Origin of the sequence: Bradyrhizobium sp. CCGB20 (assembly GCF_024199855.1) — a bacterium.
Classification (GTDB): Bacteria; Pseudomonadota; Alphaproteobacteria; order Rhizobiales; family Xanthobacteraceae; genus Bradyrhizobium.
Genome location: NZ_JANADN010000001.1, coordinates 2149021 through 2167375 on the forward strand (window position 1 = coordinate 2149021; position 18355 = coordinate 2167375).

Consider the following 18355-nt stretch of genomic DNA (forward strand, 5'->3'; position numbering starts at 1 on the left):
TGATGGCCGGCTATTCATCATCTCCCGCGCTTGCCGCCCCGGGCTTCCGCTTTGCGGAGCCGCCCATTGACGACGGCGTGCAGGCGAGCGGTTCGACCTTCAATCTCGAGGCGATCGCTCTGTGTCTCTACTTTTATAGAGACGCACTGGCCGGCGCATTGCGCTACTACCTGTCGGTCGCCAAAATCGACGCCATCTGGTTCCTGCCCGACATCTTCGCGATGGTGTGCATCCTCGCGTTCATTCAGCGCTACATCCTGGTGGGAAAGAGTCTGGTCGCGATCCTGACGCTGTTCTACATGGCGTTTGCGCTTTATCTCGGATACGTCTTCCTCGGCTACTTCACCGGCATGATGTCGTCCTTCAAGATGATTGCGCCGGTATTCGTGGGGTTCTGCTTCTGCGGCCGCAATTTCGGCGAGTACCGGCGACTGCTGGCCTGGATCCATCCGCTCTTTTACCTGACGATCTTCGGGATTTTCCTGTCCTGGCGCGTCCAGCTGCCATGGGTCGGCTTCGCTTACGAGACGTTCGGAGCGACACGGCAGGCAAGCCGGCTCTGGTGGGCAGCGTCGGAAACGCGGCTGGCTGGCCTCGCGGCCGACAGCACGATGGCCGCTTTCTTCGTCTTCATCACCTTCGTGTTGACGTCCGCGCGCCGCAGCCTGCTGTGGTGCCTGTTCTGGGCGCCGATCGGACTCTACGCCATCAAGCTGACGACCAGCAAAACCTCGCTCGGCGTGATGGTGATCTACGTCGTGTGTCTCGTCATCATCCGGATCCTGCCCGAGCGTGAGAAGTTTCCCATGCTCCGGCGCATGTCGCTGGCGTCGTTTCTGTCGATCCTGGTCCCGTTCCTTCTCATCGCTCTATTCGCGGGGAACGGGCTGACCAGCATTTCGAAAGGCCTCTTCAGCCTCCAGGATCGCGTCAACAACAGCTGGCAATTGCCGTTCGTGTACATGAGCGACCTGATGCCCGTCGGGTTCGTCTTCGGCTGCGGGCTCGGTTGCTTCAACTATCCGCAGTTGCTGTTCTCGAACAAGCTGAGCTACTACGTGCCGGTCGATAATTTCTATCTCGGCACCTATCTCATGTTCGGGCCGATCTTCCTGGTGTTCGTGGTGCTTTCGATCGTCGCGATCGCCAGGTCCAGGGACATCTACAAGCTCTCGGCGGCCTTCGCGATGAATCTCTTCACCATCACCGTGCTTGCCTATGGTCCTGCGAGCGGCCTGATCATGCTCGCCGTGGCCTTCAGCGATGTCTTCGGCGGATCGAAGCGGGAGGAAGCTCCGGCGGACGTGGCCCCGCTTGCGCCTGACGTCAACGATCTGGTCTCGCGGCCGGCGTGAAACCGATGTCACCCTGCACGGCGTTTTTCGGCGTATCGGCCTTGCCCGGCGTCGACCTTGGATGGCGAACGGAGAACAGGCCGTGAGCGATGACAACAAGGGCTTCCTGCCGGCTATCCAGGGACTGCGCGGCGTTGCGGCGCTGACCGTTCTGATCGTGCACCTTCAGGACATGCCGCTTCTGGCGGGCTTCCTGCCGCCGATCTGGTCGTGGCTCGAGGCGACGATCAACATGGGCGGGCACGGGGTTGAGCTCTTCTTCATGATCAGCGGCTTCCTGATTCCGGCGAGCCTCGTGCGCCACCGCAGCGTCGGAAAATTCTTCCTCGACCGCTGCCTGCGCATCCTTCCGGTGTTCGTGATCCTGCATGTGATCCTGTTCACGATCGGACCACTGGTCGGCTACAAGTTCTTCAAGGGGATCGACCTGGCAACGTATCTCAAGCTGTTCTTCGTCAATTTGGCGTTCCTGCCGGATGCGCTGGGATTGCCGATCGGCCAGCAGAACGCCTGGACGCTCAGTTATGAATGGGCGTTCTACATCCTGTTCGCGCTTGCCTTCGTCGCGGCGGCGCGGAACTGGGTGCTGGCTGCACCGTTTGTCGCGCTCGCTGCCGCGGGCATCATCTATCGGCCGATCGCCGCGTTCTTTCTGGTCGGATTGCTGTTCAGCTTCGTCGATCTGCGGATCCGCGTTGCCGGTTGGCCCGGCGTGCTGGCCGGCATCCTCTGCGGTGCCGCGATGTACGTGTCGATCGAATATCTGCATCCCCTGGTGGGACTCATTCCGGGCGCGCTGCTGTTTGGAATGGTCCTTGCTCCGGATTCGGGGCTGGCTGCCGCCTTGAGCGCCAGACCGCTGCAATTTCTCGGAAAGATCAGCTATAGCCTCTATCTGGTCCACCCCTTCGCGCTGTTCCCGTTGCAGATCATCGGGGTGAAGCTCGCCGCGCACGGGGTGAACCTCTGGCTTCTCTGGGCGGGGTTTGCGGGCCTTGGTTTAATCGTGGCCCTGATTGCCTGCACGGTGAGTTACGAGCTGATCGAGGTGAGACTGCGCCGTCTGCTCGATCCGGCGCTGCGGGGCCTGTTGTTCGGAGTGCGTCGTGAAGCGCGTTATGTCGCCTGAGCGCACCCCCCTCGCAATCGATCACGCACGGGTGACGTCATGATCATCAAGAATCTGCTTTCGATGTCGAGCGTGAACGTCGTGAAGTCGGCCGTTCAGTTCCTCATCACGCTGCTGATCACTTATTTCGTGACGCCCACGGAATTCGGGCTCGTGGCGTTTTCGCTGCCGTTCATCGCCTTCATCTCCATGCTGACCGATCTCGGGCTGTCGAGCGCGATGATCCAGCGGACGTCGCTGACCAAGCAGGAGGCCGGCGCGGCGACGACGTTGATGGTCGCGATCGGGATCGGCTGCGCCCTGGTGCTGGCGGCGCTATCGAAGCCGCTGGGAGCCGCGGTCAGCATGCCGGGACTGCCGTCGGTGCTCGCCGCTCTCTCCGGTTCGGTCGTCCTGTCCATTTCCGCGATGGGACCGCGCGCGGTTCTGGAACGTTCCCTGCAATATCAGACCATCGCCCTGATCGAAGCTGGTGCGGCACTGGTTTCCGCGACGGTGGGCGTGGTCGGCGCCCTGCTGGGATGGGGAATCTGGGCGCTGATCGCCTACTATGTCCTGATGCAGGCGGTGCGCGCGGTCGCGTTCTATGTGAACACCAGGCGCCACATTCAATTGTGCTTCAAATGGCGCGGCGTCGCCCAGATGCTGTCGTTCGGCGGCTGGGTGCTGGCTTCGAACGTCCTCAACTTCACTGCGAGAAACGTCGGCAATCTCATGATCGGCGCCAAGCTGGGCGCGGCGGCCGTCGGCCTGTTCGGTCTCGCATTTCAGTTCATGACGCTCCCGCTGATGATCCTGTCGTGGCCGGGCGGGGGCGTCCTCATGGCGACCCTGAGCCGGATGAACGGCGACAGTGAACGAGAGCGGCGCAAGGCCGCGATCTGCGCGGTCCTCGGCATGACGGCCATGATCACGTTCCCGGCGATGATCTATCTGACCTTCGGGCTGAAATATCCCGTTGCGACCTTCCTCTCGCCGCACTGGCAGGAGGTTCTGCCGCTGATTGCCATCCTAGCGCCTGCCGGCGCGGCCCAGTCGATTGCGGCCTATGCCGGACCGATCCTGCTGGCCCACGACAAGGCCCGGCTGCAGTTCTGGGTCAGCACCGCCAACAGCGCCAGCATGATCCTTGCCTTTGTCGTGGCGTTGCCGCTCGGGCTCACCGCCGTGGCCGTGGTGTATCTGGTCGTATCGATCCTGGTTTGCGCTCTCATGCTGATGATCGGGGCCCGCAACTGCGCGGTCTCCTACGCCTCGTTGTTCGGCGCGCTGATGCCGGCCACGGTCGCCACCTCGCTCGGCGCCTTGTGCGCCCTCGTCGCGACCAGGGGCGACGTCGCAAGCCTGTCACATTGGCTGATCGCGACGGCCGTCTATGCGCTGATCGTGCTTGGCAGCTACGTGGTATTCCGGCGCCGGATCTGGAGCAGCGTGCAGTCGTTGCTTGGCGGCTCGGCTTCGCCGATTCAGGCTAATCTTCCCTCGGCAAGCTAATAGAGATTGGTAGATGTCTTCAGGAGCGGGAATGGGCGAGGAGCGCCAGGCGGGAATTCCGTGGCGCGAGGACCTGATGGCAAACACCGGCAGGTCCGGCGTCGGTGCCGCCGTCATCGCCTTGCTCACGAGCCCCGGCTTTGCCGTGATCACGACCTGGCGCATCGCCAAGATGCTGCGCTTCCAGACCCGGTGGGGACACCAGATCACCTGGCTGCTCGTGCGCATGCTGATGCGGCGAGGCTGCTACATCTCGGTTCTCGCGGAGATCGGCCCGGGACTGATCCTGCCGCACCCGACCGGCGTCGTGATCGGCGAGGGCGCGCGGATCGGTCGTTCCGTCATGCTGTATCACAACGTGACCCTTGGCCGGCGCGCGTGGGACGAGCCGGGCTGTCCGACCATCGGCGACAATGCCGTCATCTACACGGGCGCCGTGCTGGTTGGTCCGATTTCGCTGGGCGCAGGCGTCAACGTCGCGGCCAACGCGGTCGTGACGCGTGACGTTCCGCCGAATGCCGTCGTTGCGGGCGCACCGGCGCGCGTCGTGCGCACGGAAGCACCGGGAAGAATGCGCGCCTGAGTGATCGGGAACTCGCGGCGCGCGACTGCGGCCGCGTCGGTCGTCGCAACGAGTTCCCTGTTCGGAGTTCAGCAAGAGCTCCAATCAAATTCACTTGCACTAATTGAAAGCGGATAGCCGGCACGGCGAGCAGGCGCGGTTCCATCGCGAGTTCTGTCGTTCGTGATGCCGATCAAATGCGCGCCCGCCAGAGCCGGTCACAATTCTGATGGTTTGCGATGTATAGTTGTGTCTGGAAACATCTCAGACACTGAGGGCAAGCCGATGTCGTCGATCATCACGGATTTTTCGCAGGTCTATCCCTATCTCGACGGCTCGAAGTTCAAGGACACTATCGTCGTGCAATATGGGGGCGACGGAGACGTCAGATACAGATGCGACGTCCTGGTCGACATCTGCAGGGGCAAGCGGGTCCTGCACGTCGGATGCTGTGACCACCTGCCGCTGATCAAGCGCAAGATCGACAACAGGGATTGGCTCCACGGCCTGATCACGGAGTGCTCCGAATACACGGTCGGTGTCGACATCGACGCGGAAGCCGTGCGGGAGGCGTCGCGAATTTCCGGGCTCGACAACATGGTCGCCGGCGACGTGACATCAGGTGAAAAGATCGAGGCGGTATCCAGCCGGAAGTTCGATATCGCCGTGTTCGGCGAAGTCGTCGAGCACATTCCGAATCCGGTCGCGTTCCTGTCGCGCTTCAGGGAGAACTACGGCGACGTCGTCGACCAGATCGTGATCACCGTTCCGAATGCCTTCAGGGGCGGCAACATCAAGGGCATCCTGCAGAACGTCGAGACGATCAACAGCGATCACCGGTTCTTCTTCACGCCCTATACGATCGCGAAGGTCGCAATCGACGCCGGCTATGCGCCGGTCGAGGTGAAGATGGCGACTTTCATGCGCGCCGGAAGGCTGAAGTCGATGCTGCTGCGGCAGCTCCCGCTGCTGGCCGAGGACATCATCTTCATCGGTGCGGCCACGGCTTCGCGGCCGCACTGACGTCGTTTCACCTGTTCGTTCCGCTGACCTCGCCGGCAGGCACGCCTGCCGGCGAGGTCGCGTGCGTCAGACGAACAGGAAGTTGCCGTGATCGAGCGTGGTGGAGTTCACGTTCTTCAACACGATCGAGTCGGTCGTCGAGAGCTGGATCAGCGTATCCGAGCCCGACTGCGAAATCTGCAGGTGGCTGTAGTCGGCCACCAGTGATTTGAGAATCTCGATCGTGTCGTGGTTGGACGCTGTTCCGGCGTGGAAGCTCTTGATCTGGTCGTTGCCGCCGTCGAACATGATGGTCGTGGTGCCCGGCGCCGCGGAGAAGACGTCGTTGCCGCTTCCGCCATTCAGCGTCAGTCCCGCGCTCACTGCCGTGACCGTGTGGGTGCCATCACTGTTGGCCACGTCGATCGAGAGCAGCGAGCCGCTGGAATTGTAGCTGTCGTGCTCGACGGCGCCCGGCAGGCCGGAGACCTTGAACTTGAAGACATCCGAGCTGCCATCGGCGTTGTTGACGGTCTCGGTCGTCTTGACCCCGGTGCTGTCGTAGACATCCGTGATCTTGCTGCCGTCCGATTTGAGGACCTGCGTGTAGTCGAGCGTGCCGTCCGCGTGCGAGCGTTCGACTGAGGTCACCTTGTTCGAGGAGTCTAGGTGCTGATGCTCCGTGACGTAGCTCTTGCCGGTGATGTTGTACGCATAGTTGTCGTGGCTGCCGTCGGCATTGTTGACGTAGGCCTTGGTCTTGACGCCCGACGTGTAGATGGTCGTCGAGTTCGATCCGTCCTTGTTCAGCACGTAGTCGCTGGTCAGGTCGCCGCTGCTGTCGAACAGTTTGGTGTCCTTGGACCCGTCGGCGTTGACGACGTAGATCGACGTTGGCAATCCGTTCGCGTAGTTCGAGGTCGTGACGTCGCCGCCCGCGGTCTTGACGACGTGCTGGGTGACGTCGCCGGACGAATTGTAGGTGTCCGTCGTGGTCGACCCATCGGTGCCGTTGAGGACCTCGCTCGTCTTGTGACCGTTGCTGTCATAGAGGTCGGTGACCTTGCTGCCATCGCTGTTGATCACCTGCTTGTAGGCAAGGGTGTCGTCCGCGTGGAGGCGGGTCAGGCTGGTCAATGTGCCGGCGGCGGTGGTGTGCTGGATCTCCGTCGTGTAGCTCTGGCCGGTGATGTTGTACCAGGTGTTGTCGTGGCTGCCGTCGGCGTTGGTGACGTAGACCTTCATCTTGACGCCGGCCGTATAGACCGTGTTCGAGGATGAGCCGTCCTTGTTCTGCACCAGGTCGGTGGCGATCTTGCCGCTGGAATCGTACAGCTTGGTATCCTTCGATCCGTCGGCGTTGACGACATAGACCGATGCCAACAGCGAGCCATTGTAGTTCGTCGTGGTGACGTTGCCGGAGCTCGTCTTGGCGATCTCCTGCTTCAGCGCTCCGGTCGATGGATCGTAGGTGTCGGTGGTCGTGACCGTCGAGGTGATGGTGACGATCGAGGTCTTGTGACCCGTGGAGTCGTACTGGGTCGTGACCTTGCTGCCGTCGCTGTTGATCACCTGGTTGTAGGCCATCGTGCCGTCGGCATGCGTGCGGCTGACCAGCAGGAGCCGTCCGCTGGCGTCGATGTGGTCGTGCTCGTTGGTGTAGGACTGGCCGCTGATGTTGTAATAGTAGTTGTCGCGGCTGCCGTCGGCGTTGGTGACGTAGACCTTCGTCTTGACGCCGGCCGTGTAGATCGTGTTCGAGGACGAGCCGTCGCTGTTCTGGGCCAGGTCGCTGGCGATGATCCCATTGGAGTCGTACAGCTTGCTGTCCTTCGACCCGTCGGCGTTGACCACGTAAGACGACACCAGCAGCGAGCCGTTGTAGTTCGTCGTGGTCACGTTGCCGGTGGTCGTCTGCACGATCGTCTGCTTGAGCGCGCCGGCCGTGGTGTAGAGCTCGGTCGTCGTGGCCGACGACGTGACGGTGATGACCGAGGTCTTGTGGCCCGTCGAATCGTACTGGGTCGTGACCTTGCTGCCGTCGCTGTTGAACACCTGGCTGTAGGCCATCGTGCCGTCGGCATGCGTGCGGCTGACCGACACCAGCTTGTTGTTCGCATCGAGATGGTCGTGCTCGCTGGTGTAGGACTGGCCGGTGATGTTGTAGTAATAGTTGTCGTGGCTGCCGTCGGCGTTGGTCACGTAGGCCTTGGTCTTGACCCCGGCCGTATAGAACGTGTTCGACGACGAGCCGTCCTTGCTCTGGACCTGGTCGCTGGCGATCTTGCCGCTGGAATCATACAGCTTCGATTGCTTGGACCCGTCGGCGTTGACCACGTAGACCGACGCCAGCAGCGAGCCATTGTAGTTCGTCGTGGTCACGTTGCCGGAGGTCGTCTGCACGATCTGCTGCTTGAGCGCGCCGGCCGTGGTGTAGAGCTCGGTCGTGGTGGAGGTCGACGTGACGGTGATGGCCGTAGTCTTGTGGCCGGTCGAATCGTACTGGGTCGTGACCTTGCTGCCGTCGCTGTTGAACACCTGGCTGTAGGCCATCGTGCCGTCGGCATGCGTGCGGCTCACCGACAGCAGCTTGCCGCTCGCGTCGAGCCGATCGTGCTCGCTGGTGTAGGACTGGCCGGTGATGTTGTAATAGTAGTTGTCGTGGCTGCCGTCGGCGTTGGTGACATAGGACTTGGTCTTGACACCCGCGCTGTAGAGCGTGTTCGAGGACGAGCCGTCCTTGTTCTGGACCATGTCCGCGATCAGATTGCCGCTCGTATCGTAGGTCTTGGTGTCCTTGTTGCCGTCAGCCGAGATGGTGACGTCGCGCACCATCTTGCCGCCGCTGTAGGCGATGTTGTCCGACGATCCGTCGGCGTAGTTCGTGACCTTGCTGGTGATGACGCCGTTCGTGAAGTTGGACGTCGCGGTCGACTGCAGATTCGCCGAGGAGTCGTAGATCTTGGTCACGCTCCAGGCCGCGGTGGAGTTGGTGACGGAGAACTGATAGCCGCCCTGGATGGCCGCCAGCGCCTTGGCGTAGTGCGAGATCATGTATTCCATGGTCGCCTCCGAGGCGACCGGAAGGACATGGGTGTCGGTCAGCGTGATCGTCTCGAGCGAGCCCGAGGCGTTCAGGTCGGACATCTGCGACACGATGTCGGCGGCGGTTCCGCTGACGTCGGTCACGGCGGGCTCGGCTTCGCCGCCGCCCGCGGGAGCGTCGATCTCGATGATCAGGGGGTGATCCGAGACCGGAACCACGATCTGGCTGACGTCGGTGTAGGTGGCGATCGGCGAGCTGCCCTTTAACGGGTCGTAAACGCTGATCAGGTGGTGGACGCTGCCGAGGTTGACGGTGACCGACGTGGTCGGATTCGAGATCTCGGTGTCGGTGGCGTCGTTCCAGATCTTGGGCTCGGCCCAGACCACCAGTTCATAGGCGCCGTTGCTCTTGCCGAGAACCATGCTGTTGCCGGTCGCCGGCAGACCGTCGAGCGTGTAGTTCAGCGAGGCCGTCGGCGTCTGGCCGCCCTTGCCGTCGTCGGCCAGGATGGTCGTCAGATTGTGGATGGCCGTGGCCGCGAGCTTGGGGGTTCCGTCGCTGTTGAACAGGCCCCAATGCGACTCCGGATCGGACGCATCGTTGGTCGCCGAGGCGTCGAGCAGCTGATACAGATAGGTGGTGCCGACGCCGCCCTTGTAGGCATCGACCAGCGTATTCAGGATCGACTTCGCCTGCACGTTCTCGCTGGCGCCAATATAAGGTGTGTCGCTCTTGGTGGTGTAGCCGGTCTCGGTGATCACGACCGGATCGCTGCCGGTGACCGACGTGGCATTGCCGAGCAGGGCCTGGAGGGCGGCCGCCGGCGTCAGGCTCGTGCTGACATAGGCGTGGGAGTTGGCGTAATCGGTCGCTCCCGAGAGGTCGCCGAGCTTCACGTAGTCGGTGGAGTCGTTGAAGCCCAACGACAAATTGTAGACCGAAATCTTGCTCAGCGTGGCATCGGCCTTGATGGCGTTGTAATAGGCAGCCTGGAACTGTGCCGCAGCCTCGATGCTCGAGCTTCCATTGTAGCTGAACGAATAGAGGTTGATCTCGTTGAGGCCCTCCATCGCGTCGACGCTGCCGGGATGGCTGGTCGCGAAAGCCTTGACGGATTCCAGATAGGCCTGGAGCGCGGACGTGCCGCCCTCCGGCACGCTCGACGGAACCACGAAGTCGAATGTGTAGCCGTCTTTCGCGAGTCCATCGAGGATCGGTTGTGCCGACGGGCTCGACGCGAGTCCGTCGCGCAGCTTGGTGACGCCGAGATATTTGAGGTCGTCCTCTACGAGGGCGAGGTTGTTGTAGGCCCCCCACGAATAACCAGTGTGGGTATTGACGCCGATGGAACTGATAAAGGTGCTCGCCGACAGGATCGTCTGATCAGGTGATGCGGTAGTCATCGGTATTCCAAAGCCTTTTCTGGAGCGCGAGATTTCGTTGCCGCTTGTGTCTGTCGTATCGGCCAATCTCTGTTTTTCGAGTTGGTGAGATCGGTAAAAATGGAGGCACCCCGGTGATTTTCTTGCCGAGGAGTCCTGCACGATGCGGACCAGTGCACGAATCTGCTTGGACTGAGTTTGATTTCTGATTCACCACGTCAATGTGCTGTCAGCGTGACGTCGGCATGGCGATGCAACGACGATGTTCGATCGATGTTGTGCCGGTGCCTAATCGAAACGCATTTGCTTGTCGCACGGGCAACTCTGCTCGATTGCTAAAGCGCAATTAAGCCTATGGCCAGAGCAGGTCGAATTGCCTAGAAGCGGCTGGCCGTAGATACACGGATCGAATTTCGAATGTGACACTTGTTCTGCGTGGAGCGCTCGACGGGAGTCTTCCGAAATGTCCCGAAGCAACGAGGGAGTCAGCAAGCGGATGCGATGGAACTTTCTCCAGCAGATCAGTGCGTTCCTTTTTGTCGCAGCTATGAGCGTGCCGGCATCGTTGCCTGCCGAAGCGCTCGAGTGGGGCGTGAGCAGTCCGTCATCGATGCGAAAGGATCCGGAGCCGGTCTTTCGCGTGATGAAGGAGCGAGGCTTCACGGTATTCAGGATCGGCGTCAATCTGACGAAGGACACCGAGCAGACGGAAGGTCCGATGCTGGAGAACGCCGTCCGGCTGGCGAAGGTTTACGGGATAAAGCTGCAGCCGGTGCTGGGCTTTCCCTTCCGTTGGGGCGACCGCACCGATGGCGGCCGCTATCCCGCGGGCGATCGCGACGCCCTGTATCAGCAGGGATACACCCGGACCTACGACTTCGTGCGGCAATTCAAGAACGAGATCGATCAATGGGAATTGGAGAACGAGATCAACCTCGTTGCGCGGGGCAGAGACGACAAGCGCCTCTTCGGTAGCGGAACGACCGCTGCGGAATTCGAGATGCCGGCCATGGAGGACTGGGCCGCCGTTCTGCGTGGAGCGTCCGACGCGATCGACCGGATCAACCAGGACAGCGGGCTGCACATCAAGAAGATCCTGAACACGACGTCCACCATGTTCGGCTTTCTCGATTTCATGGAGCAGCGCGGCGTCCACTACGACCTGATTTCCTATCACTATTATGAAGTGCTGGGACAAAGCCCGCATCGTGCCTGGAACGGCTGGAACCCGCGCTTCGATCTGTTCAAGAAGCTCGCCTCCTATCGCCGGCACGTCCTCTTCAACGAGGTCAATTGTGGCGAGATCTACAAGCCCGACTACGGCAATGCGCCCGGAGATGCTGCAACCGAGCGTTGTCTCCAGAATTTGAACAGCATGTTGACGGCCATCCGTGATCAGAAGGACGTAGCGATCGACAGTGTCAGCATCTACGAGATCGTCGATGAACCCGGCAAGAAGCCTCCGGAAAACCGCTTCGGCCTGATGTACGATCTGAACCGCCCGAAAGTGGCGCTCTATCTCGTGTCACGTTTTGCCGGGGGCAAGCTCACCCCGGCGGAAGCCGCCGAGCTTCAGAAACGCGGCTTTTGAAGCCGCTTCTGATGCCGGGGCGGAGTGTCGCAGATCCGCAACGTCAATATGTTAGGCGCGCAATGCTGTTGCGGGCAAACCGCTGGCACGGCATGGAATTTGCCGCTAAGCACTGACCGAAATGTCGTTGATCGAACGGAGTAAGGCCATTCCCATGCAGGATCCCGCCCCGAATGTCATGTTTCTGGTTGAGGTCGTGAATTGCAATGACGGGATTGCATCCTATTGCGAGACCTTGGCCACGGGACTGCATGGCCGGGGCGTGCAGATCCACCTGGTGTCCGGCGCCGTGCGCTCGGACGAGAAATCCGAATACAAGCGCCAGAAGCTGGCGGCGGCCGTCAAGGAATGGCTCGTCGTCCCCGGACTTCGGAAGCTGCCCTCGCTGTCGATCTTCATGCAGTTGCTGAAGCTGATCCGGAAGAACAACATCACCGTGATCAATGTCCACGGGTTGGGCATGCTGATGTGGGGCAGGCTGCTCGCGCTGCTCACCGGCGCGCGCTGCGTCGCGACCTATCATCCCTCGGTGCTCGGGAACATCGAGAAGGTGCAGAATGCGCCGCAATCGACCTTCAGCCCGGTCCAGGTCCTGTTCTTCAACCTGTTCTTTCCCCACACCCTCATCCTGATGTCGGAGGAATCGCTCCGGCATCTGCGCCGCTACGTGCTGTTCGGCAAGAACCGGATCGCCAAGGTCTATGGCGGCGTCGACACGGTGCATTTCCGTCCGCCCTCGGATGCCGAGCGCCGCGATGCGCGCGCGAAATTCGGCGTCGCCGACGGTGAGTTCATGTGCCTGCTGGCGGCGCGTCTCGCCTGGGTGAAGGGCCACGACCTCCTCATCAAGGCAGCGCGCAAGATCCGCGACGGCGCCAGCCCGTCGCCGATCGACATCAAGTGCTATTTCGTGGGCAGCGGCGGAGCCGAGCGCGAGAAGGAGATCAAGTCGTTCGCCTTCGCCGACGAGAAGGACAAGGACACGTTCAAGTTCCTCGGCTTCATGGGCGACGTCCGCGAAATTCTCTGGGCCGCCGACGTGTTCGCGCTGCCGAGCCGGTTCGAGGGATTCCCGCTCGGTGTTGCCGAAGCCATGGCGACGGGACTGGTGCCGGTCAGGACGCCGGCGGGCGGCGCGACCGATCAGATCATCCAGGGCCAGACCGGCTTCATCGTGCCGTTCGAGGACGTCGATGCGCTTGTGGGCGCGCTCGAGAAAGTGGCCGATCCGGCGATGCGCGCCGCGCTGTCGCGCAATGCCCTGGCGCGTGCCCAGCAATATTTCGGCGTCGGTCCGATGGTCGACGAGACCCTCAAGATCTACGGCTTGATCGGCGATGCCAGCGGCAATTCGCTGGCGCATGCGGTGAAGGCCTAGGCATTATCGGTTCTGATTGCATCAGAACCGCAGCGCTGGATTGCGCTTTCTTCACGCGAGCCGGTATCCGCTTCGCTCTAAAACGCTCTAATTCTAGCTGCGTGCCGAAGCCAGCAGATCGCCTCGCCACGTCACCAGCACGACGGCGAGGCCGGCAAAGGCGGTCTTTCCCGCAAGCCAGAACAGGGAGTCCGACGGAGCTGCCGCGAGCATGGCGACCGCGGCGGCCGCGACGGTTGCTTCCACGATCAGCAGCGCCCGTGGCGCTGCCCGGAACCGGATCAGCGGACCGCTTGCGAACAGGATGATGAGCGCCGTGGCCAATGCTGCGCTCGCGATCTGTCCGGCCACCGATATGTGCAGCAACGCTCCGATCGAGGATGCCGCCGACACGAGCAGCAATTGGCACGCTGCGACGACCACCAGCCTCGTGGCCGATTTGGTCAGATGCGGCACGATCGCGAGCGTGGCCTGAAGGTGGGTGTGGAGGAAGTAGAAGATCGCGGCAATCGGCGCTGCGTTGAGGAAATCGACCAGCAGATCGGCCGGAACGAACAGATGCGCCGCATCGGGCAGCAGGCCGATCAGTCCGCCCAGCATCACGATCGTCGCGCACAGGATGAATTCGAGCATGCGGGCGGTCGCCCTGCGCGCTTCGCCGTCGACGCCGCGCTCGAACCGGACCACGACATTGGGATAGCAGACCGTGTGAATGGCGGCCACCAGGACGGAGAACGGGCGTTGCAAAAGGTCGATCGCCATCGAGAAGCCGGCGGCGCCCGTCGAGGCCCGCCCCAGCGTGGCGATCACGATCAGGCGCAGCGTGACGGGCACGGCGAGGTGAATGACGGAGGCGGCCGCGGCCATGATGCCGTAGCGGCAGAAATTGCCCCAGTCCGTCAGCAATGCATGTCGCGACGCGCGCTGGAGCGACGTGCGATGCACGGCGAGGCTCATCAGAAGCACCGCGCCGTAGCCCGAGGCCATGCCACACAGCGTTGCCGCTGCCGTGCCGTAGAGCAAGGCGCCCGCGACAGCGCCGGCCAGCAGCACGCTCGCGCGCAGGATCAGCAGGGCGGATGCGGTCCCTAGCCGGTCGGAGACGCGGACGATCATGAAATAAAGGTCGGTGGCGCCTTGCAGCACAGCCATCGCCAGCGCGAGGGCGACGACGCTTGTCTCGAGCGTGCCGACGAGGCCCGCCACGGCGCCGACGAGCAGCAGCACCAGCGCGCTGACCAGCCCCGCGGCGAACAGCGAGAAGCGCAGACGCGCGGCCTCTTCTCCGGAAGCGGCGGCGAGGAAGCGAACGCCGGCCAGTTGCAGCCATTCGAACACGAAGACGCAGAACAACTGGCTCGTCGCCAGCGCCAGCGAGAACGAGGTGTACTGGGCCGGCGAGAGGATATGGCTGACGGCGAAGATCAGAACGATCGCGGACGCACTCTGGTAGATATAGCTGCCGAATGCGAGCAGGCTGATCATGTCTGGCGACGCGTGAGGGAGAACATGGTGGGATGATTGGAGAGCATCGTCGGCATCTGCGTCGGCCTGCGCTAGGTGCGAGGCATGCCGCGGCCGCGCATGAGCTGGTTGTAGACGTTGCGATAGCCGGCGACCACGTCGTCAAAGGCCCATTTGTCGATGCCCGACTTCAATCGTCCGCTCATCTCCACGATCTGCTGGGGTGCGTCGACGATCGCCACAATGTTCTTGGCGATCGAGTCCGGATCGGGAGATGTCAACCAGCCGGTCAGGCCGGGCTTGATCGCTTCCTGGATGCCGCCGAACGGCGTGCCGAGCAGGGGCTTGCAGGCGGCTTGCGCGTCGGCGACGACGAGCGGGCTTGGATCTTCCCAGACCGAGGGTACGACCACGACATTCACCTGCTCGTAGAACTGCTTCGGCTGCACGAAGCCGAGAAACTCGATCCGTGCATTGGGGGCGAGGCTCTTGATGTGCTTGCGCTGGCTGTCGGACGCATGGCCCGCGATGACGAGCCGGATTCGTTCGGGTGGGATCGTCGCGATGGCGCGAACGAGATTGTAGATGCCCTTCTCCTCGGTCAGTCGCCCGATGAAGCCGAACGTGACCGTGCCGTCGATCATCGTGTTTTCGTCGCTGCCGACGTCGGCGGTCGAAGCGTTGCGAATGACGATCTTCAACGGCGTCTGCGTGAACAGGCCGAGCTGGGTATGGATGTCGAGAATGCGCTGGCTGACGCCGACGACGGCGTCCAGATGCCGCGTCGCCCCGCGACGGCGAAAGGTCAGGAGCTGACAGCTCATGCAGCTCGATTCGCAGGCGTGCCCGTCCGAGAAGCGCGAGCAGCGCGGGCAGGTGAGGTAATAGTCGTGAAGCGTGTGCAGGACCGGAATGCCCATCTCTGCCGCGGTCCGCCACACCGCCGTCGTCAGACCGGAGAGATTGTTGGAGTGCAGGATGTCAGGCTTGAAGGCCTTGATCCGCGCCGCGACGAGCGCCGACATCTGCTGCCAGTCCTCGATCGCGTGCCAGATGCCGCGCACCGGCGAGCTGTGCTGCTTGGCGAAAGGGAAGTAGATATTGTGCACGGGCGCCGAATACACGTCGATGCCGTTGCAGGTCTCCATCTGCTGGTTCGATGCGGACGCGGCACGTATCACTTCCACGCTGCCGTTCTGCCCGACCAGGGTCTCGGCGAGGCGTCGGACAAAAGTTTCCGCGCCCCCGACCACTTTCGGTGCCAACGGCGTCGGATAGAGGGATGACGTGATAAGGATCTTCATCGAAAATGTCTGTCCAGCTATCCTTGCCAAATGGCTTTGCTGAAATCTCCGTTTGGGCTTATGGCCGGTTGGTTCGATTGTTGTTCAAATAGACGTCCAAATATTGTCCGGTCACTGAATCCGCAGAGAACCTCTCGGCAAATCCTGGCTGGGGAGGCCGGGCGGTTTTCCAGCGCGACCTCTCGTTGACTGCCTTCAGCATCAATTCTCCCAATCGCTTGTGATCGTTGGGCTCGTAAGACCCAACCATATTCGAAAACCCCGCGATTTCGGGAATCCCACCCGCAGTCGAACAAATTGTTGCCCGGCCTGCGTTGATGCTTTCGATCAACGTCCGCGGCAGAGGCTCCGGCCAGACCGAACTCACCAGGCAGACGTCGATGCTGGCATAGAATTCGGCTGCCTTGGCAAAGCCAAGCCATTCGACCTGCCTTCCGCTGCGGCTTTTTAGCCCCCGCACGTAGTCCTCAAGCCCCTTTCCGGCAATTTTTAGTTGCCAACCCTCCGCGGGCAGCTGCTCAGCGGCTTTTAGGACTACTTCGATACCTTTTTCAGCCTCGAGCCTGCCGATGAACCCGAATATCAGATCATCCGAGCTTGAAGCTGGTGACGGCACCACGGAGGTGGGATCGGCGATGTTGAAGATGACGCGGCTGTCCGTGCCGGGGAAATATTTCAGCCTGGTGTGCTGGTCGAGCACGAACTGGCTGTTCGAGACCACCGCATCGACCATGCGCGAGGCCAGCAAATAGGGCGACGTCATGGCGGCGCAGACGGTGCAGCGCTGTGCGCATGTCGCATCGCCCCGAAACAGCGTCGAGCGCTTGCAGAGCAGGGAATAGTCGCGCAGCGTGTGCACGATCCTGATGTTGCGCCGCTTGGCTTCCGACCACAGCGAGACCGAGAAGCCCGTGAGGTTGTTGGTGTGGACGACGTCGGGCTTCTCGATGTCGAGAATTTCGGCGAAGCGCGCCGCGGATTTACGATTCCAGGTGTCCTGCAGATGCCATTTCAGGCGCTGGACCGAGGAGGGCTTCCTGTCGTTGCCGAACGGCCAGTAGTCGTTGTCCATCGGAACACGGTAGACGCGCACGCCCTTGAGTTCGTCGATGGTGCGATCCTGCTTGTTCTGAAGGCAGACCACCGACACCTGGTGGCCGCGCTGAGCGAATGCCTCCGCGAGCAGCGACACAGACACTTCGGCGCCCCCGATGATTTCGGGCGGATAGAGCGTGTTAACGATCAGTATTTTCAAGGTAGCCCCGGATTCAGCAGCTCGCCGCAGCATCAGTTCGATGGCCGGATCTCGAAATCCGGCACGGCCGTGCCCTTGATGCTGACAAGCAACGGCGTTGTCGATAGCGCCGTCCACGCGCCGGCGGCAGGGCCCGGCGCTTGCTGACATACATAGCTGATCTCGGCATTAGGTTCCGTATTTTTTAATCGAACTTCGAAGCGCCTGGACGCGGTCTCCGTCCAAAGCGCCAGTTTGGTTTCCGATCCGCTGTCACTCCGGATCTGCACGACGCCCGGCGCGGGCGTGGTGCGCGTTGCCTTCAGGCTGGTGCGGATGAAGGCCCAGCTCTCGCGAATGGAACACACGGCGGGCTTCGGCGAATTGTCGAAATGATAAATGCCGAAATTGTCCTCCAGTTCGCCAGGCTTCGTCCCGCTGTCCTTCAGCTCGTAAAGCCATATCCCCTTGAGCCAGGAACTGGCGGTCGAGGCCCAGAGAATGATCTGCGCCATGTTGTCGGCGGCAAGCTGCTCGGTCACGCCGCATTTCGCGCTTGGCGTCGGCCAGCCCGTTTCGGTCAGATAGATCGGATAGTCGGGATTGCCGGTCGCCTGTGCGACGCGTTGATGAAGATTTTGCAGCCGCTCGATCGCCTCAGCCGCGGTGCGCCCGGCCGGTGATGAGCAATGGTTATAGATGTGGATGGACATGCCGTCCGCGATGCGCAGCACATCGGTCTTCAAGAGCGCGTCGGTCCATTTCCAGCCCGGATCGTCGCCGAGCGCGCCCACCACGAAGGGTGCGGAGGGCACCGCCTGCTTGACCGCGGGCTGCACCAGGCGAGCGAGCGTCACGTAGTTCTCGACGGTGAAGAGCGGCTCTGCGCGCGCCCTGAGATTGTACTCGTTCCACAATTCGAAGATCGGCCGACGGTTGGCGACCGCCTGCGCGGCCGCCGTGGCATAGGTGACGAATCTCTGGCGCGCTTCGTCGGTCGTCGGCGGATCGGAGTTCGGGACGAGGTGATGGCCGGTGCCGAGAATGAGCAGCGGGATTCCGCCGCTGGTCCTGATCTGGGTCTCGAGGCGGCCGTTCAGCGCATTGAAGCCGAGCCGCTTGCCGGGCAGCTCGAAATCCGACCAGGGGAAGTCGTCGCGGAACGAGGTGACCCCGAGCTCCTTCATCTGCTTGACGGCCGTCGCGGGCACGTAGCCGCGGGCGCTGGTGACGCCGCCGAGGCCCTGGTGCGTGCCGACGCCCAGCAGGAAGCGCTGATCGAGCGGCTGCGCGTTCTGTGCGTTGGCAGGATATGAGAGGCCGGCCGCGATGCAGAGCCCGCACATCAGCATCCGGAAACGACGCAGTGCGCGTTTCCTGTTTTGCTCGGTCACGCTCGTGTCCACTCCTGCTC

The 18355-nt window shown here is 62.1% G+C and carries 12 protein-coding genes; 7 read left to right on the plus strand and 5 right to left on the minus strand.

Annotation, left to right across the window (positions count from 1 at the left end; all coding sequences use genetic code 11):
• Positions 1-2 precede the first annotated feature (2 nt).
• The 5 genes from NLM15_RS09830 (at position 3) to NLM15_RS09850 (ending at position 5563) form a co-directional block, all read left to right on the plus strand.
• Complete coding sequence (locus tag NLM15_RS09830; RefSeq protein ID WP_254116762.1) at positions 3-1355, plus strand: hypothetical protein; 1353 nt, start codon at positions 3-5, stop codon at positions 1353-1355.
• An 82-nt stretch (positions 1356-1437) separates the two neighbouring features.
• Positions 1438-2484 carry an acyltransferase gene (locus NLM15_RS09835; RefSeq protein ID WP_254116763.1) on the plus strand — a complete coding sequence of 349 codons (1047 nt, stop codon included), beginning with the start codon at positions 1438-1440 and terminating at the stop codon, positions 2482-2484.
• Positions 2485-2523: 39 nt separating this feature from the next.
• A complete protein-coding gene (locus NLM15_RS09840) occupies positions 2524-3978 on the plus strand; it encodes a lipopolysaccharide biosynthesis protein (protein WP_254116764.1) in 1455 nt (484 codons plus the stop codon).
• 31 nt (positions 3979-4009) lie between these two features.
• Complete coding sequence (locus NLM15_RS09845) at positions 4010-4561, plus strand: serine O-acetyltransferase (protein WP_254116765.1); 552 nt, start codon at positions 4010-4012, stop codon at positions 4559-4561.
• A 264-nt stretch (positions 4562-4825) separates the two neighbouring features.
• Entirely contained in the window at positions 4826-5563 is a 738-nt protein-coding gene (locus tag NLM15_RS09850) for a bifunctional 2-polyprenyl-6-hydroxyphenol methylase/3-demethylubiquinol 3-O-methyltransferase UbiG (RefSeq protein ID WP_254116766.1), read from the plus strand.
• Positions 5564-5629: 66 nt separating this feature from the next.
• Here NLM15_RS09850 and NLM15_RS09855 read toward each other — a convergent pair whose 3' ends face one another.
• Positions 5630-9991: an RHS repeat protein gene (locus tag NLM15_RS09855; protein WP_254116767.1), complete on the minus strand. Its 4362-nt coding sequence runs from the start codon at positions 9989-9991 to the stop codon at positions 5630-5632.
• Positions 9992-10580: 589 nt separating this feature from the next.
• Between NLM15_RS09855 and NLM15_RS09860 the strand changes: the two genes are divergently transcribed.
• Positions 10581-11561 carry a hypothetical protein gene (locus NLM15_RS09860; protein WP_254116768.1) on the plus strand — a complete coding sequence of 327 codons (981 nt, stop codon included), beginning with the start codon at positions 10581-10583 and terminating at the stop codon, positions 11559-11561.
• 154 nt (positions 11562-11715) lie between these two features.
• Positions 11716-12939 (plus strand): glycosyltransferase family 4 protein, encoded by a 1224-nt coding sequence (locus NLM15_RS09865; RefSeq protein ID WP_254116769.1) that lies wholly within the window; start codon positions 11716-11718, stop codon positions 12937-12939.
• A gap of 93 nt (positions 12940-13032) precedes the next feature.
• Here the strand turns inward: NLM15_RS09865 and NLM15_RS09870 are convergent, their stop codons facing one another.
• From NLM15_RS09870 to NLM15_RS09885, 4 genes are all read right to left on the minus strand, one after another.
• On the minus strand, positions 13033-14424 hold the full coding sequence (locus NLM15_RS09870; protein WP_254116770.1) for a hypothetical protein: 1392 nt from the start codon (positions 14422-14424) through the stop codon (positions 13033-13035).
• A 71-nt stretch (positions 14425-14495) separates the two neighbouring features.
• On the minus strand, positions 14496-15707 hold the full coding sequence (locus NLM15_RS09875; RefSeq protein ID WP_254116771.1) for a glycosyltransferase family 4 protein: 1212 nt from the start codon (positions 15705-15707) through the stop codon (positions 14496-14498).
• A gap of 58 nt (positions 15708-15765) precedes the next feature.
• Entirely contained in the window at positions 15766-17079 is a 1314-nt protein-coding gene (locus NLM15_RS09880; protein WP_254116772.1) for a glycosyltransferase family 4 protein, read from the minus strand.
• On the minus strand, positions 16995-18287 hold the full coding sequence (locus NLM15_RS09885) for a hypothetical protein (protein ID WP_254124196.1): 1293 nt from the start codon (positions 18285-18287) through the stop codon (positions 16995-16997). Before NLM15_RS09885 ends, NLM15_RS09880 begins: the two co-directional genes overlap by 85 nt.
• Positions 18288-18355 lie beyond the last annotated feature (68 nt).

Bases quoted from the DNA above. Each gene is read 5' to 3' on its own strand.
- NLM15_RS09830 (WP_254116762.1), top strand. From the start codon at position 3: ATGGCCGGCTATTCATCATCTCCCGCGCTTGCCGCCCCGGGCTTCCGC.
- NLM15_RS09840 (WP_254116764.1), top strand. From the start codon at position 2,524: ATGATCATCAAGAATCTGCTTTCGATGTCGAGCGTGAACGTCGTGAAG.
- NLM15_RS09845 (WP_254116765.1), top strand. From the start codon at position 4,010: ATGGGCGAGGAGCGCCAGGCGGGAATTCCGTGGCGCGAGGACCTGATG.
- NLM15_RS09850 (WP_254116766.1), top strand. From the start codon at position 4,826: ATGTCGTCGATCATCACGGATTTTTCGCAGGTCTATCCCTATCTCGAC.
- NLM15_RS09855 (WP_254116767.1), bottom strand. From the start codon at position 9,991: ATGACTACCGCATCACCTGATCAGACGATCCTGTCGGCGAGCACCTTT.
- NLM15_RS09860 (WP_254116768.1), top strand. From the start codon at position 10,581: ATGCGAAAGGATCCGGAGCCGGTCTTTCGCGTGATGAAGGAGCGAGGC.
- NLM15_RS09865 (WP_254116769.1), top strand. From the start codon at position 11,716: ATGCAGGATCCCGCCCCGAATGTCATGTTTCTGGTTGAGGTCGTGAAT.
- NLM15_RS09870 (WP_254116770.1), bottom strand. From the start codon at position 14,424: ATGATCAGCCTGCTCGCATTCGGCAGCTATATCTACCAGAGTGCGTCC.
- NLM15_RS09875 (WP_254116771.1), bottom strand. From the start codon at position 15,707: ATGAAGATCCTTATCACGTCATCCCTCTATCCGACGCCGTTGGCACCG.
- NLM15_RS09885 (WP_254124196.1), bottom strand. From the start codon at position 18,287: ATGTGCGGGCTCTGCATCGCGGCCGGCCTCTCATATCCTGCCAACGCA.